The 16297-nt window shown below is 51.5% G+C and carries 12 protein-coding genes; 4 read left to right on the top strand and 8 right to left on the bottom strand.

The features are described 5' to 3' along the window. Positions 1-167 precede the first annotated feature (167 nt). The 3 genes from SH668x_RS04060 to SH668x_RS04050 form a co-directional block, all read right to left on the bottom strand. Positions 168-872: a response regulator transcription factor gene (locus SH668x_RS04060; protein ID WP_437187418.1), complete on the bottom strand. Its 705-nt coding sequence runs from the start codon at positions 870-872 to the stop codon at positions 168-170. 285 nt (positions 873-1157) lie between these two features. Beyond that, positions 1158-2153, bottom strand: coding sequence for a C-terminal binding protein (locus SH668x_RS04055; RefSeq protein ID WP_437187417.1), 996 nt, complete (start codon positions 2151-2153; stop codon positions 1158-1160). Between the two features lie 125 nt (positions 2154-2278). Then, positions 2279-3055, bottom strand: a complete 777-nt coding sequence (locus SH668x_RS04050; RefSeq protein ID WP_437187416.1) for an SDR family NAD(P)-dependent oxidoreductase — start codon at positions 3053-3055, stop codon at positions 2279-2281. Between the two features lie 239 nt (positions 3056-3294). On the opposite strand from SH668x_RS04050, the gene purD reads away from it, so the two are divergent. Beyond that, positions 3295-4572 (top strand): phosphoribosylamine--glycine ligase, encoded by a 1278-nt coding sequence (gene purD / locus SH668x_RS04045; RefSeq protein ID WP_437187415.1) that lies wholly within the window; start codon positions 3295-3297, stop codon positions 4570-4572. 63 nt (positions 4573-4635) lie between these two features. Here purD and SH668x_RS04040 read toward each other — a convergent pair whose 3' ends face one another. Further along, entirely contained in the window at positions 4636-5844 is a 1209-nt protein-coding gene (locus SH668x_RS04040; RefSeq protein WP_437187414.1) for a glycosyltransferase family 2 protein, read from the bottom strand. 157 nt (positions 5845-6001) lie between these two features. Further along, positions 6002-6991 carry a class I SAM-dependent methyltransferase gene (locus SH668x_RS04035; protein WP_437187413.1) on the bottom strand — a complete coding sequence of 330 codons (990 nt, stop codon included), beginning with the start codon at positions 6989-6991 and terminating at the stop codon, positions 6002-6004. A 495-nt stretch (positions 6992-7486) separates the two neighbouring features. Here SH668x_RS04035 and SH668x_RS04030 point away from each other — a divergent pair, with 495 nt between their 5' ends. Continuing rightward, positions 7487-9268 (top strand): beta-propeller fold lactonase family protein, encoded by a 1782-nt coding sequence (locus tag SH668x_RS04030; protein WP_437187412.1) that lies wholly within the window; start codon positions 7487-7489, stop codon positions 9266-9268. Between the two features lie 212 nt (positions 9269-9480). Here SH668x_RS04030 and mscL read toward each other — a convergent pair whose 3' ends face one another. Beyond that, positions 9481-9873 (bottom strand): large conductance mechanosensitive channel protein MscL, encoded by a 393-nt coding sequence (mscL, locus tag SH668x_RS04025; protein ID WP_437188513.1) that lies wholly within the window; start codon positions 9871-9873, stop codon positions 9481-9483. A gap of 303 nt (positions 9874-10176) precedes the next feature. Continuing rightward, on the bottom strand, positions 10177-11475 hold the full coding sequence (locus tag SH668x_RS04020) for an outer membrane protein assembly factor BamB family protein (RefSeq protein ID WP_437187411.1): 1299 nt from the start codon (positions 11473-11475) through the stop codon (positions 10177-10179). A gap of 265 nt (positions 11476-11740) precedes the next feature. Here SH668x_RS04020 and odhB point away from each other — a divergent pair, with 265 nt between their 5' ends. Further along, positions 11741-12928: a 2-oxoglutarate dehydrogenase complex dihydrolipoyllysine-residue succinyltransferase gene (gene odhB, locus SH668x_RS04015; protein WP_437187410.1), complete on the top strand. Its 1188-nt coding sequence runs from the start codon at positions 11741-11743 to the stop codon at positions 12926-12928. A gap of 345 nt (positions 12929-13273) precedes the next feature. On the opposite strand, the gene SH668x_RS04010 is transcribed toward odhB, so the two are convergent. Beyond that, positions 13274-13651, bottom strand: a complete 378-nt coding sequence (locus SH668x_RS04010) for a hypothetical protein (protein ID WP_437187409.1) — start codon at positions 13649-13651, stop codon at positions 13274-13276. A 616-nt stretch (positions 13652-14267) separates the two neighbouring features. Here SH668x_RS04010 and SH668x_RS04005 point away from each other — a divergent pair. Then, the gene (locus tag SH668x_RS04005) at positions 14268-16178 is read left to right on the top strand and encodes a GTPase (protein ID WP_437187408.1); all 1911 of its coding nucleotides are present in this window, start codon (positions 14268-14270) and stop codon (positions 16176-16178) included. Positions 16179-16297 lie beyond the last annotated feature (119 nt).

Genomic DNA, 16297 nt, shown 5'->3' with positions numbered 1-16297 from the left:
TTCCACCAAAATCGCTGAGGGTGACCAACAGTAGAGTCTGAATGCAAACTCAAATTTTCGGATACGCGGTGATTCATAGAGTCTGCAAAACAAATCTGGCCGACTTTCAGGTACGACACTGCTCTCTTGCCTGACATCACGTTTAGCCAGGACGACAGTCGTCTCTCTCAGTTGACACGAAGGACGTACCCACGGCCGCGAACCGTCTGAATCAGATGGCGATCAAAATCCCGATCAATCTTCCCACGCAATCGGTTGATATGAACTTCAATGACGTTCGTCACTCCTTCCCAATCCGATTCCCAAAGATGTTCACAGAGCATTTTGCGGGTGACAACCTGATCTGCATTTCGCATCAGGAATTCGAGAAGGCTGGATTCGGTGGGAGTGAGATCGATTTCTTTTCCGTTTCGCGTAAACCGGCGGGTCGAAAGATCCAATGAAATCGCGCCGACACGTAGATGCTGAAGCACAGGTTTTTGAGAGCGACGTGTAATCGCCTTCAACCGGGCGAGCAATTCAGGCAGCGCAAATGGCTTGAGGAGATAGTCATCCGCACCCGCTTCAAGTCCAGCGACACGCTCCTGCACCGATCCCAATGCAGTGAGAATCAGCACCGGGACCTGAATCCCCTGCTGACGCATACTCTTCAACACCTCGATTCCGGACAAATCCGGCAACATCAAGTCGAGGATCATCGCATGAAAATGCTGGGATGCGACGAGATCAATACCTCGTTGACCGCTCTGAACCCAACTGCACCGCAGCCCAGTGTCCTGGAGTCCCTGAGCCACTGCTTTCCCAAGAACTCCGTCATCCTCAACGAGCAATACATCGAGCACTGTGGTTTCACTGGGGAGGTAAGACTGCATGTCTGTAACCACGATGGAAGCGTCTTTCGTCCTAAGATAAATCTTGCTGTGTCCACTCGTAGAATTGCAAAAGATTCTTCGACGTCATCCGGTGAAATGAGATTCTTAACGAATTGTAACCGGTTTATTGCAAACAAGAAGCACTTCTCGCACATTTCCGTCTTCTCCTACCTTCCCGCTTACTTCCACGATGAAACGAACTCAGCGTTCACAAAAAAAGGGTGCTGCGAGACAACCTGTCAACGCAACACCCTTTTTGAAATCCAGCCGAATCGCTCGCTTGAACTATCCGTTGATCACGTTTTTTGGAGCCCCGCCCAACAGCACTCGTTTGCAGTTGTGGCTCCCCTTGATCCGCATATCAGCGAGTCCTTCTTCGGAATAGAACGCTGAGTGTGGGTTGAGAATAATTCGATCGAATGCTGGGTGAGAAGGATCCCGCCAAGCTGCGATGAGCGGATCCGTTTCTGATGGCGGCTCCACTTCCAGCACGTCCAGCCCAGCGCCGCGGAGGTGATTGCTTTCGATCGCCCGTAGCACAGCGTGCGCATCAACAACACCTCCCCGAGCCGTATTCACGATGAATGAACCGGGGCGCATCTTGGCAATCGCCTCATCATTAATGATGTGCTGAGTTTCTGCCGATCGCGGACAATGGGCACTCAAAACATCAGAAAGTTGAAGCAGTTCATCCAATGTTTCGACCTGCTCAATTCCAATCGCCTTATCGCGTCCATCGGGAACGTGTGGGTCAAAGAAGATCACCCTCATTCCCAAAGCCTTGGCACGCAGAGCGGCAGCAGTCCCGATGCGTCCCAGCCCCAAGACACCGAAGACTCTCCCGCGCAACCGATGAATCGGGACAACCTGTTCATAACTCCAATGGCCAGCGTTTCGCTGCAGGCGACTGTTGGTGTAGTGGATACCTCGAGTCAATGTCAGCATCATCCCAATCGCAGAATCTGCGACTTCCTCTGCTCCGTAATCCGGGACATTCGCGACAGGAATTCCCAGCTCGCGAGCGGTACGGTAGTCGACGTTGTCGTATCCAACTCCACAGCGAACAATCAATTTGCACTTCTTCAACTTGCGGATGATGTCGCCAGAGAGAGTGATGAAGTGATAGAGCATCACCGCGTCGGCATCTTCAATCTTGCCGATAAGATCTGCCTCGGAGTAAGCATCAATTGCTGATACGGTAGCAATATCACCAAGGATCCCCTCTTCAATGTTCAACGGATCCTTGATGAAGTCTGTGACGACGACGTGAAATTTCGACATAGGAATTGGTATCACTGGAGAGTGTAAAATGGGACCGGACTGCAAACGCAAACACATCAACCCCAAGTGATACCAAACACGAAATCATCTGACAATATCAAACAACGTCCCTGCGCTCTGCCTCCTCAGCGAACCGCCCCGCCATTGGCGTTGATCACCTGTCCAGTGATATAGGCAGCGGAATCGCTCACCAGAAATCGAGCAAGATTCGCAATATCTTCTGGCTTTCCCCAACGCCGCAGCGGTGTCTCTCGAATGACTCGCTCCTGCCATTCCGAGTTCGCGACATCTCCCCAGGCAGTCTGAATCCAGCCGGGAGCAATGCAATTCACCCGAACTTCGGGCGCTGCGGTCAAAGCTAGAGAGCGGGTGAAACCCATAATCGCGTTTTTGGTCGTTGAGAAGAGTTCCGCACTATCGCCTTCCATCCCCCGATCCGCCTGATCCCACCCGATGTTTAGAATCACACCACTTCCCCGCTGCTTCATTCGGGCCGTCAGGGCACGCCCGAGTTCCACAGTACCGAGAACATCCACCAGCCAGACAGCGTCGAGCTTTTCGTGAAAGGAGAGACTTTTACCTCCGCCAGTCAGTAGGTCAGCCCCGGCATTATTCACCCAGATGTCGAGCGATCCCCAGAGATTCCACGCTTCATCGACGAAACTGCTGAAATCGTCCTCGAGGAAGTCGCACTGAAGTACAGCGGACTTCACTTGGAGATCTTCAATCTCTTTCGCGACACATTCGGCCGAATCACGTGACATTGCATAATGAACAATGACGTCGCAACCAGCTCGAGCCAACTCCAAGGCAATGCCTCTCCCGATTCCACTGCTCGAGCCGGTGACGAGGGCTCGTTTCCCCTTCAATGAGGCGAATTCGTTCGGGGGCGCGCTGGTCAACGTCCTGACTCCTGATCATCAGACACCAATTTTCGCCGTCTGACAAATCCAGAGAAAACTGATGCCAAGTCAAATTCCGAAAGCAGTCAATCAAAAGAAGTTACAGCTCGCGAACCCAGAATCGTCTTCCCCTCTCGCGAGCCACATTCAATCGCACTATAATACGATTTCATTCTCTGAGGAATTGTGACGAGTCCGGGCATCCGCTTTCCGGCTCAAAATGTTGAAAGTGAACTGCGATGAAAGTGCTGGTAGTGGGTGCGGGCGGCCGAGAGCATGTCCTAGCTTGGAAATTGAAACAGTCCCCCAAAGTGACTCAGGTCTTTTGCGCCCCTGGAAATGCTGGAACCGCGACAGATTTCACAAACGTTGACATCAAAGCCGACGATTGCCAGAAACTGGCCGACTTCGCAAAGAAAGAACAAATCGACCTGACCGTCGTTGGTCCTGAAGTTCCGCTGGTCGCAGGAATTGTCGACGTCTTCAAGAAACAACGATTGCGAGTCTTCGGTCCAAGTCAGGCTGCCGCTGCGCTCGAAGGAAGCAAAGCGTTCTGTAAAGAGATTCTGAACAAAGCCAAAGTCGCAACGGCCGATTATCGCGTCTTCTCAGATGCGGAATCCGCTCAGCACTTCGTTCAGGAGCGAGAAGAAACTCCGTTAGTGATCAAAGCGGATGGACTCGCCGCCGGTAAGGGCGTGATCATCTGTGAAAACAAAGCGGAAGCACTCGAAGCCATCCAACTCATCATGAAGCAGAATGAGTTCGGCGAGGCGGGCCGGACCATTGTGATTGAGGAGAAACTGGTCGGCCAGGAAGTCAGCATCATGGCATTGGTGGATGGTCGAACGATCATTCCACTGGAAGTCGCCCAGGACCATAAAGCTGCCCATGATGGTGACCTCGGACCAAACACCGGGGGAATGGGGGCATACAGCCCTGCTCCTTTTGCGACACCAGAATTGATCGATCAGGTCATCGATCAGATTCTGATTCCAACCGTACACACGATGAAGAAGAACAACACGGAATTTCGCGGAGTTCTCTACGCTGGCCTAATGCTCACGTCGCAAGGCCCGAAAGTCCTCGAGTACAACGTGCGACTTGGCGATCCCGAAGCCCAAGCGATTCTCATGCGTCTGAAGACAGACCTCTATGATGTCCTGTCTGCTGCTGCCGATGGGAAACTGAAGGATCTGCCAGATCTGGAATGGGACCCACGCACCGCTGTGTGTGTGGTCATGGCTTCAGAAGGCTATCCAGGAAAAATCTCGACGGGTCACCCGATTCGTGGAATCGCTGACGCCGATGCTCTTCCGGACACCAAAGTCTTTCACGCTGGGACATCGACACTGAAAGATCAGGTCGTAAACACCGGTGGTCGCGTACTCGGCGTGACGACCCTTGGCGACGACGTTTCCGACGCCAAACGAAAAGCGTATGAAGCCGTCCGTATGATTCGCTGGCAAGGAGCGTGGTGCCGTAAAGATATTTCCGACAAGGCACGTACTGTCTAAGTACCAACCAATGCAAAAAGGGCCGCACATCGAAACTGTGCGGCCCTTTTTTTTGATCGATCCTCAGTGCGTGACACCTGTTTTCGGCGGTGCCCCTTGATTGGCTGCCTGAAGTTCCTGAGTTCGTGCGGTCCGCTTCCACGCGCCAGACTGATTTCCGCCCGCCCATCTCCAAAACCCGAACGCCAAAGCGATATTCATGTCAACAAACATCGTCGCCAGTTTGGCAAACCTGGAGGGGAGACTCGTACCGGGGAAATAACGACCGCACATCGCCCCCGCGTAAAAAAGAATCTGGCCTGCCAACAACCATTGGTAAACCGGATTGAGCGTCGCGAGGATGGCATTAGAGACTGCTGCCAACGCCATAAACGCAGGACAAAGCCAACGCAACACTTTATGTGACCAGAAGGCGAAGGCAACCTTCCCGTAAACTGGACTCAACAGCGGGAGCAGCCAGCTCAAGCTCTGAAAGCCACCCGCTCCGATCCGAGTGCGACGATAAAACTCCGCTCCCAGACTGGGTGCGCTTTCCTCATTTGCAATCGCTGTCTCATCGAAGATGACTTCTTTTCCCTGCTGATGAATTCGCATTCCAATCAGGAAGTCGTCAACGATCGTATTCGCAGGGATGGGCTGCCAAGCCGTTTTGCGAATGAGATAGATCGCCCCATTGAACCCGAGCAACGCTCCGATTCTTCCTTCGCAGCGTTTCAAATAGTTTTCGTATTTCCAATAGGCCCCATCGACGTTTTCACCTGTCTCTGGGTCGTTCAACAGCAACTGACCGCAAACACCAGCGACTCGATCGTTCTGAAGATGCGACACCAGCTTCAGCAGAGCATCTGGATTCCAGAAGGTGTTTGCATCGGAGAATGCCAAAACATCGCCACGGGCATCTGCAACACAGTCATTTAGCACGGAGGGTTTCCCTCTCCGATTCTCAAACTGCATCAAACGGACACGAGGATCATCACAAGTGCGGACCAATTCTCCAGTCAGATCTTCGTTTCCATCACAGCCAATCAGTATCTCCAGCCTGTCAGCGGGATAGTCCAAGAGGAGAGCATTATTGAGACGTTCCAGAATGATGCTCTGCTCTTTGTAAGCCGCGATAATCAATGAAACAAATGGAAGTTTGTCTCGAGACAGGGGCGATGGCTCGTGGCGAGTTTTCTTGAGTCTCGCGAGGATTCCCAGCACGATTGGATAACCAACGTAGGCGTAAAGAACCAAGCCGCATGAGATCCAGAATGTCAGTTCGAGTGCCATGACCATTTGATCAACTATCTACTAATGGGAAACCATGCCGCTTCAGAACTGACGTTATTCACAACCTTCGGGAAAACCTGTCGATCTGGTGATCATCCACTCCGCGACTCAACGTTGTTTGTCCGCCATTCGCCACGACCGCACGCTGCGATAGACGTTAATGAATGGCATCCAATTCAACGTTCGCAGCGTTGAATTCTCGCTGCCGGACGGGAGTAGACGGCAGATTCGGTTTGCGACACGCAACCCACATGTAGTCTGCAGCTAGTTCATCGAGCGTATAACTGTTGAACTCGTCAGCAACCTGGAGTTGTCCGGACTTCAATGCTTCGAGTGATCGAGCATCGATCCGCTCGCGGCAAACTTCCAGTTCGAAACCAATCTGCTCGAACATCTGTTGATAGTCTCGGGTTCGCAGGCGGTTGTGATACGCCAAACCACTTCCTCCCAGCCACTCCCATTCTTTCGAAGTGAACTGGAGAAAATTCGAATTCGTGATTTTTGAATCGACGGTGGAATAGTGGTCTTGTGGATTAAAGCGGTGTACCGCCAGACCTCCGACTCTCAGGATACGTTTCGATTCCTGATGGATCTCGGTCTGAATATCCAGCGGGATATGCTCAAGAACGTTGGAGCTGACAACTAAATCGACGCTTCCTTCCGCAAATCCCGTGTGCCTCGCATCTCCAGGGTAGATATATCGAATCTGAAGCGGATCGAAGAAGTCGTTGATTGTTTTGGCTGTCTTGGGAACGAGTCGATATCGGTCCCAGACTTCATGCTCCGGAAAACGACATTTCGCAGCAATTTCGGGAAGAAACGGTTCTAATGATCTCCAGGTCTCTCGAGCATTCTGCTCTGTCAGCCAGGGATTCACATCGATCGTGACGACCTGCTTTGCGCCCCCAAGAGCAAGCACGAAAGGAACAAACGGATGCCATCCTGTTCCGATCTCCACGCACGTTGAATTCTCGATTGTTTCCCCCGCCTCCCAGGCGAGATCAACAAGTTCAAAAGCGCGATTCATATCGCGCTGGGAATTTACTCGATTTGTACCGGCCAATTTCTGAAGCAAATGATAGATCTGTCGACCGGCGGGGACTCGACTCAGCACCGCCAGTGAATGAGCTTTCAACTTCCATGACATAGGTCTTGGCCATCACGTAAAAGTAGAATCATGTGGGAATGTCACACATTCCTGCCGTTCTGAGAAGAAAACTGTAGAACTAATCTGTGGCCTGTGTGCGAGTCTCGTGAACCGAAATCTGGAATGCTCAACATCTTGGCGCGAATCAGTGGGTCACACCGGTTTGTTGCTTTTTGGACGCACACCACCCCCGTCAAACCGGCATTCAACCGCTGCGAAATGCAGCATACTCATTAAATCGCACCCGAATGTTTCTCATTTGCAACATGAAAAGCCGTCCATCACTTCCTAAAACCTGCTGTGAAAACAGCGACTTTCGATCGATTTTTTTTGACACGATTTGACTTTTCAGAGTCGCCCCTGAAATCAATTTCCAGCAAACGACCAGAAGCTGGTAGGATACTTTCCCAGCAACGAACCACTCAGCAGTTCGATTGCCACTGAAAGAACCAGCCGAGTCATTTACGATCAAGCGATTGCTCCAGGAACTTTCCCATGAAGTGTCGAAACGGAATTCGAATCAGCGTTGTTGTCCTGTGTTCTCTGGTGACAAACCTGATTCTCGCGGGTAGCTCCAACAGCCTGATGGATATTTCCACCGACGGAAAATTGCTCGCCTGCACCAATCGGGATAGTGGAACGGTCACGATCCTCGAACTCCCTGAGATGAACGTCCGAACTGAGATCCCTGTCGGCAAACTCCCTGAAGGGGTCACATTTATTGGAGCGACGCACACGCTCGCCGTAGCGGTCTATGGAGACGATGTCATTCAGTTTATTGACGGTGACACCGGCGAAGTGACCAGCACCTTGCAGGTTTTTGACGAACCTTACTCCATCGTTTCAAACAAAGAAGGATCCAAGCTCTGGGCAACGTTGGACTATCCCGGAGAAATTCTCGAGATTGACGCAGCCACCAGAGAGATCACTCGCTCGGCTCAAATCGGCAAATTCACCAGAGGACTTGCGTTTGATCACGATGACTCGCTGCTGGTCACGGAGTACTACACTGGATTGATCAAATCTGTCGATGCCCAGACGCTGACAGTCAACGACGAATGGAAGGGAACGTCTCAAGACAATCTCGTTCGTCAGATCACAACCCATCCGACCCGCAACAAAGCATATTTTCCGTTCCAAAGGTCACTCACGACGGTCAACCACGGTGCGGGCTCCATCTTCCCTTACCTTGGAATCATTGACACGAAATCGGAAGCTGAAAAACGTCGACGGCGTGTGCAGATGGACTCATTCCGAGGGGTCTATGTCGTTGCCAACCCTTGGGAAGTCGCCGTCACCCCCGATGGAAACCGACTCTTCATTATCTTTGCCGGGACGAACGACATGTTTGTCTGCGACGTCACCGACGACAATTACACGGAAGTGAATTTCTCTCGCATCGTCCGCCTCGGCTGGAACCCGCGAGCGATTAAGGTCTCACCAGATGGAAGTCGATTCTATGTCTACAACGCACTCGACATCAGCGTCTCCGCATTCTCCACTCAAGACGGCGAAAAACTCTCTACCAAGTCAGTCACTCAGTGGAATGGAACGGAAGAACAACTGCTCGGCAAGAGACTCTTTTACACGGCTCTTCCTCCGATGACGCTCCAGAAATGGATCTCCTGTTCCAGTTGTCACCCCGACGGCGACTCAGATGGACGGACCTGGCAGCAACCAGAAGGACTCCGTAATACTCAGGCACTCTTCGGCATGAAAGAGACTTATCCCATTCACTGGTCCGCCGATCGGGATGAAGTACAGGACTTTGAACATACGCTTCGATCACCGCTGATGCAGTCCCGAGGACTCATTAAAGGAAAAGTCCATGATGCACTTGGTGAGCCGAATGCGGGAAGATCTCCAGAGTTGGACGCGATTGCAGCTTATGCCAACTCACACGATTTCAAGCTGAGTCCCCATGCAAAGGCCGGGCTTTCAGAAGCAGCGTTGCGAGGAAAGACGCTCTTCTTCTCTGAGCAGACTTCCTGCGCGACATGCCATAGCGGTCGGTACTACACGGACCAGCAAATGCACGATGTCGGAACCGGACATGATGATCCCACCGAGCTCATGGGCTCGAAGTACGATACCCCAACGCTACTAGGAATCTATCGAACCGCTCCTTACCTACATCACGGAAAAGCTGAGACGCTGCTGGATGTCCTGACAACAACCAACGCTGAGGACAAGCACGGCAAGACAAGCCACCTTTCCCCTGAACAGCTTGCTGATCTCGTCGAATACTTGAAAGCACTCCCATTCGATAAGCCGTAAAAACGCTTCTGCGGGTCGTTCAAAATTGAAAAATCCCTTGAAGATCCATCGTCTTCAAGGGATTTCAGTTTGTATTCAACTCCAATTAACCACTTGCGGTTGCTTCCGCAGCGGCAAGCCTAGGGCGTCTCTCTCACAAAAGAGGGCGTTCCGGAGGCGATCAACGCAGTGTGTGAACGAGTTTTCGCCGCCACACACACCCGAGACTGGTACTACGAACGTTGACTCTGAGCGGCCAGCAAGTCCCGAATTTCTGTGAGAAGAACTTCTTCTTTCGACGGTGGTGGCGGAGATGCTGTTTGCTCTTTTCGAGACTTCAGCAAGAACCCGAGAAACTTCACGATGAAGAAGAACAAAGCAGCGGCCACGATCAGAAAATTGACGATGTCGCCAAGGAACACCCCGTATGGAACAGTTTTGTCGCCAACTCCAAAAGTCCAGCTTGTGTAACTCACATTGCTCGGGGACACCAGGGAGATCAAAGGCATGATGATGTTCTTCACCAGCGACTCAACAATCTTGCCGAACGCTCCACCGATGATCACACCGACCGCGAGATCAATGACGTTCCCTTTGAACGCAAATGCTTTGAACTCGTCGAACAGGGAGAACCCCATTTTCGCAGGGTTGATCTGTCGGATTTTGGATAATGGGGAGGTTGCGTTTTCGTCTGACATAGACAGCGTTTCCAAAAGGTTATGTGACGTGAAATGAAATGAGTGAGACCGATTCAAAAACGAGTATATCTGCCGTTCAACCTGCGTCTATCTCTTGTTTTCAAGAGATTTTAGAGAAATCTCACATCCAGAATTTCCACTCATTCCCGAACTCTGAACATGAAAAAGGGCTTTCGCGTTCAAACAGAATGCGAAAGCCCTGAACTTCAATTCAATGTCAGTTGAGCACGTTTACTCAGCGCTGCGGGTTGCTGCCAGATTTCCAGCTTCGATGCAGAAGAGACGATCGAACGTACGCAGCAGGATTTCGTTGTTCGTCAGCACTGGAGTCGAAATACAGAACTCATCGTCCTGCAGTTCGTTTTCCATCTGTAGCGTACCGCCATTTGCAATATCGAGCACGAATGATGTTGCATCTTCACGAACGACATAAAGCGAATCCCCAGCGAGAACCGGAGAGGAACTATAGGCATTTCGATTCTTCGGAAGGTTTGTCGTCCAGACTTCATCCCCAGTTTTGACATCCAGACAGACAACGACCCCTTTGTCCCCACACAGATAGACCTTCCCATCGCGGGCAGTCGGCGTTGGTACGTCCGACCCCAGACCTTTGGTCCAAACGATATGCGATCTCGTCACGTCTCCTTTTCCGCCCAACCTGATGGCAGTGACTGTATTTCCGCGAGCGTAAGGGGCGATCACGATCCCCTCAGCAACGACCGGAGAGGCAATTGAGCGAAAATATTTATCCTGATCCGGGTTCATGCCGCCAATCCGCCAGAGTTCTTCTCCGGTTTCAGCTGCGTGACAGGTCACATGATCAGCCCCCAGCGTGACGATCTGTTCTTGGCCTTCGAAGCTAGTGACAATCGGAGTTGAGTAGCTCTGTGCAGCCTCTTCAGGAGCATCCAGATTGCGGTCCGTTTTCCAGACTTCTTTTCCTGTTGCAGGATCAAAGGCGGCAATGTAGCTCGGGCCAGAATGCATACAGGCCACGACAACATATTTCGAAGTCAGAACGGGAGACGTTCCAAGATCCCACCACAACGTATCTTCACCGTACATTGTCTGCAGATTTTGCTGCCAGAGAATATTTCCGTCAAAGTCGAGCGCAGCGAAGTCTCCACTCTTAAAGTACACGAACACCCGTTCACCATCTGTCACCGGTGACGGATTAGCTCCACTTCCCTTTTTGTGCTTACCTGGAGCGGCAGTGTTCAGAAATGTGCGCCATAGCTCTTTGCCATTTCGATCCAGACAAATCACCCCGTTTTGATCGTCGATCGGCAGGGTAACGATGATTTTGTCGTCCCACACAATCGGGGTTGAGCCGGCTTTGCCCGGGAGGTCAATGGACCAGCGCACGTTCTTTTCGGCATTCCATTGAACAGCATAGTTCCCGGAATCCGCAGTGCCGTCCTGCCTTGGACCTCGCCATGAGGGCCAGTTTTCAGCAGACAGGGCATTACCGGCAATCATTGCCACGAACATGAAAAACCCACATCCGCGAGTAAGTGACCTGAACGACATTGGAATCTCCTCATTTTGAGCAAAATCATCAGACAGTTAGTATGCCAAAAAGATGGATCAAGTAAAAGGAATCTATCTCTTCTGAATTCCAGCAGTTTCAGGACAGAAACTTTGTTCAAACCATTCCCATTTTCCGGCTGAACTTCACTGCCGAAAGCTCATGCACGACGTTATCATTTCAGTTTGCACAAAAGTGATGAATCTGAGAGGCTAAACGATTCCGGGTTTGCATCGGTCAAATTCAACAGTCTGAAGGTCAGCAGAGATGTCTGTGGAAATCAAAGTTCCATCGGTCGGTGAATCAATCAGTGAAGTTTTCATTGGTGAGTGGTATGTCAAAGAAGGAGACTGGGTCAGCGGCGACGCCAACCTCGTCGGCCTTGAAACCGACAAAGCCACGATCGATGTTCCTGCCCCTCAGGCTGGAATTATCAAGTCGATCACCAAGGCAGCTGGATCAACCGCCTCGATCGGCGATGTGATCGCGATTCTCGAACCGGCTCCAAAACCCGGCGCCTCCCCAGACGCTCCTGCAGCAGCACCAGCGGCTGCTCCTACTCAGGCAGCGGCACCAGCAACAACTGGCGGCCACGTCATGCCAGCAGCAGCTCGAGCTGCCGCTGAAAACCAGATCATCGCATCCTCCGTCGCAGGTACAGGTCCTGGGGGGCGTGTTCTGAAGGAAGATGTCGCACGCGTACCTGCACCAGCGAAAGCTGCTCCTGCACCAACTCCAGCTGTCGCAGCGGGCGGACGACAGGAACGACGCGTACCGATGTCTCCGATTCGCCAGACAATCGCGCGTCGCCTTGTCGAAGCTCAGCACAATGCAGCACTCCTGACAACTTTCAACGAAGTTGATATGTCGGGCGTCAAAGCTTTGCGTGATCAGCACCAGGAATCTTTCCAGAAGCGGTACGGAATCAAGCTGGGCTTCATGTCCTTCTTCGTCAAAGCGGTCATCGAAGCTCTCAATCAGTTCCCACAAGTCGGCGCTCAAATCAGTGGGTCGGACCTCGTCTACCGAAACTACTGTGACATCGGCGTGGCGATCGGCGGCGGAAAAGGACTGGTCGTGCCGGTGCTTCGCAACGCTGAACGCATGAGCTTCGCTGAAATCGAATTGGCGATTGCAGAATTCGCACAGCGAGCTAAAGAGAACAAGCTCGGGCTGGAAGACCTTGAAGGGGGATCGTTCACCATCACAAATGGTGGAGTTTACGGCTCCCTGCTCTCCACACCGATCGTGAACCCACCGCAAAGTGGCGTTCTCGGAATGCACGGTATTTTCGATCGCCCAGTCGCAGTTAACGGTCAGGTCGTCATTCGCCCGATGATGTACCTTGCTTTGACCTACGATCACCGCGTCATTGACGGTCGAGAAGCAGTCTCGTTCCTTCGTCGAATCAAAGAGACGATCGAAAACCCAGTTCGCATGATCCTGGAAGTCTGATGAGCAGATTCTGACGAATCCGTAATCAGAGCAACAATGACACAAGAAGAGAGGCCAAGAAACCCAATTTCTTGGCCTCTCTTCTTTCATTCACTCATCCACGATCAAGCCGACTCATGTCGCTACAAATGCCGCATTGCGACCTCCCCCAGAGAGCCCGTCACGAGAGTGTGGCGTTCCAGCGGCGATAATCGCAGCGTTTGAACGAGTTTTCGCCACCATTCGCCCCCCGGAGACAGGGGCTAACGCAACCTCGCAACGACAGTCAAGACGCAAAAAAAACGCACTTCACCCTAAGTTGAAGTGCGTTTTATCTCGCATCAATCTAATACGACCCGAGCGGCTCTAGTTGAGCTGCAGGGCTTCGAGTTGCTGAATAGCGCTGATCGCTGCGTCACTGCTGCCTGCTTCTTCGAGGAAGCGACGAGCAGCCTTCAGGAGTTCAAAGTTCACAGCAGCACCAGTAATGGTTGCAACGCCTTCAAAGCGTGCGCCTGGACGAGGCAACTTGACTGCCTTCTTGGCGTCCGGTCGGATACCGAGTCGCCGTCGAGCATGAGAAAACGCGACGTTGCAAGAATTTCGATTGACTTTCTGGTCAGGAAAGCGGGCCTGCAACTGCTCAAAAACCTGTCGGCTTGTCTGTTTCGGATTTTCCTGGAGCAAATTTCGGATTTCCGATGACATATTAAAATCACCGCGTACCGACTTCTTCTTCGCCATAATTCTTGGTTCCTTAGAGATAATTTCCGCGACCAATTCGCGTCAAGCTTTGACTGAAGAGTTCCGATGTCTTATTGATTGTAACACCGCAAATTATGCAAAAAACCTTCAACTGCAGGTTCCACCGAAAAGGTCAGACCAGACGATTCAATGCAATCGCCCACATGCATAAAGCGTCACCAATAGTATCATTCATTGTCAGCCATAGGCTGAAGATTATCTTCACGAACAGCATGAAGGTCTGCAAGTGATTGAAGCCGTCTGCGAATGTAATTTCCTAATAATGAAGACACATTACCGACTCATATCCCAAAACCTGATCACTCCACAGTCGATTTACCAGCGTCACCGATTTAACTGAAGAGCCAACGTAGTACTGTCAGAGATTGGTAATCAGCGGGCGGCATTTCTTATACACCTTCAAAATTAAGCAGGTAATGACGAATTCCGCTGCTCAATGCAGCACATCGAACTTCTGCTCTTGCGACGAGGAAGCTGGAATTGACATTTGTCATTCACAACCGATCCTGAACAGAGTTTTACCCGCTCTATTTCCCCCACTGGTTCATTGACTCAAACCCGACAAACGCCCCATCAGCCTTCCCGGACATATTTGATGAGTTTCTCAGAAGCCAAATGGCCCAGCTTGATTTCAGAGTTAACCGAACAACTCGTTCGACTGAATGAAGTTGCCGCTCCTTTGAAGCTGACACCGTTGAATGGAGAGCCTTGGTTCCAGCTTCTGCAGCGGAAACTTCAACCTCAACTGGGTAAACATTCCTTCCTGATTCTGGCAGTTGTCGGTGGCACGAATATTGGGAAAAGTTCGATTTTCAACCATCTAGCAGGTGGGAAGATCAGTGCAACCAGCCCGTTGGCCTCCGGCACCAAACACCCCTCTGCCACACTCTCACCAGAACTGGCCGCTCATGTTGAATTAACTGAAGTTTTTCCGGAATTCAACATTATTCCCTGGAGAAACGCAAATTTTGCATTACAAACTGATGGTAAGCATTTGCTGTATTATCATCTCAGCGAACTTACCCCCCCGAACCTTATCATTCTCGACACGCCAGACATTGACAGTGTCGAACAGGTGAACTGGGAACGGGCCGACGCTATCAGACAGTCCGCAGACGTGCTGATAGCTGTCCTGACTCAGCAAAAATACAATGATGCCTCCGTGAAGGAATTCTTCAGGCAAGCGGCCCACGAAGGCAAACTTGTCATCGTCATATTCAACCAATGCCTCATTCCAGATGATCTGGAATACGTGCCGCTCTGGTTAAAAACGTTCTGCGAAGAGACCGGAATTCGGCCGGAACTCGTCTACTTATCTCCTTACGATCGACGCGCAGCGGAAGAAAACAGGCTTCCGTTTTTTGAACTCCCCCTCTCGGGCGACGCGAATTCTGCGCAAATCACCGCAAATCCCAAGAACCTACTCAACGACTTGTCTCGACTTAAGTTTGAGGCAATCCGAACTCAAGCTCTATCGGGTGCGATTAATCATCTGATTAGCCAACATGACGGAATCCCTGCATGGCTAAATTCCATTTCAATTCGCTCCAGAGAGTTCACCGATGCCCTGAACTTACTGACTGGAAACAAACTTTTAGAGATCGAGCAATGGCCTAACCTCCCCAACAAAATTCTGATTGAGCAAATTCGATTGTGGTGGAAGTCTCAGCGGGAAGGCTGGACTGCAAATGTCCATGGCTTCTATCAACGTCTCGGTGAAATCATCAGCATGCCGATTCAGGCGGTGCTATCACGAAGTAGAAGCACTCCGGATGCGTCTCCCCTCGACCGCTACCGCGAAGAGGAATGGACCGCCATTCTCAGCGTGCTGGAACGCTGCTTTCAACGTATGGAATGGGCAAAAGAACTTGGAAACCCGCTGCTGACCCCTCGGCTGACGACTCTCCTCTCAGGCGATGCTCGCGCCAAAGTGATTCAAAAAGTCCGCGACCTGCATGAGCAATTGGATTTCGAAGCGGAGGTGCGCACGCTTGTCGAAACTCAACTTCGCAACTTTAAGACGGAGCGACCTGACTTTTATCGGATCATTCGCAACGTGGACTCTCTGGCTGCGGCCACACGTCCAGTCCTGACGATCGCTCTATTCATGACTGGGGCGGGACCAGTTGGACATGCGATTACTCCCATCATTACAGATTCCGCTATGCAGGGGGCACTCCATCTGGCAGGTGATGCGATTGGCGGGACAGTCGCCACTGCCGTCGGAGATAAAGTCATCACAGAGACCGCTTCGGGCAGTGCTGGCTACCTGGAAGCGAAGTTCAGGCAACTCCATACAGCATTCGCTCAACACCGGGTCCAATGGGTCATGCAACAACTTGAAGCCTGCCTGATTGGGGACTTCGTCGCTGACCTGAAAGGGGCCTCGCAGATCGATCGGTCCCCAGAATTTCAGTCGATTTCACGACTCGTCGGTGAACTCCAGAATCAGATGCATTCGGCCAGCAGCGTCAAGACTGGACCTCTTCCAGAACAGAATGTATAATCCAATACTTATTCGATAGTGAAATCAAGCGGGCCAACGTCGGGTTCACTCCCCATTTATGCACTGCCTGAAATCCATTCCCACCCAATAATTTTCCGGCCATCACCCCCGTCGGCGCG

The organism is Planctomicrobium mucosum (assembly GCF_051466335.1).
In the GTDB taxonomy this organism is placed as follows: Bacteria; Planctomycetota; Planctomycetia; order Planctomycetales; family Planctomycetaceae; genus Planctomicrobium.
This window is presented reverse-complemented; position numbering and strand designations above follow the sequence as displayed.

Coding starts and splice junctions, on each gene's coding strand:
- SH668x_RS04020 (WP_437187411.1), bottom strand. CDS start 11,475: ATGTCGTTCAGGTCACTTACTCGCGGATGTGGGTTTTTCATGTTCGTG.
- SH668x_RS04060 (WP_437187418.1), bottom strand. CDS start 872: ATGCAGTCTTACCTCCCCAGTGAAACCACAGTGCTCGATGTATTGCTC.
- SH668x_RS04010 (WP_437187409.1), bottom strand. CDS start 13,651: ATGGCGAAGAAGAAGTCGGTACGCGGTGATTTTAATATGTCATCGGAA.
- purD (WP_437187415.1), top strand. CDS start 3,295: ATGAAAGTGCTGGTAGTGGGTGCGGGCGGCCGAGAGCATGTCCTAGCT.
- SH668x_RS04055 (WP_437187417.1), bottom strand. CDS start 2,153: ATGTCGAAATTTCACGTCGTCGTCACAGACTTCATCAAGGATCCGTTG.
- odhB (WP_437187410.1), top strand. CDS start 11,741: ATGTCTGTGGAAATCAAAGTTCCATCGGTCGGTGAATCAATCAGTGAA.
- SH668x_RS04040 (WP_437187414.1), bottom strand. CDS start 5,844: ATGGCACTCGAACTGACATTCTGGATCTCATGCGGCTTGGTTCTTTAC.
- SH668x_RS04035 (WP_437187413.1), bottom strand. CDS start 6,991: ATGTCATGGAAGTTGAAAGCTCATTCACTGGCGGTGCTGAGTCGAGTC.
- SH668x_RS04030 (WP_437187412.1), top strand. CDS start 7,487: ATGAAGTGTCGAAACGGAATTCGAATCAGCGTTGTTGTCCTGTGTTCT.
- SH668x_RS04005 (WP_437187408.1), top strand. CDS start 14,268: ATGAGTTTCTCAGAAGCCAAATGGCCCAGCTTGATTTCAGAGTTAACC.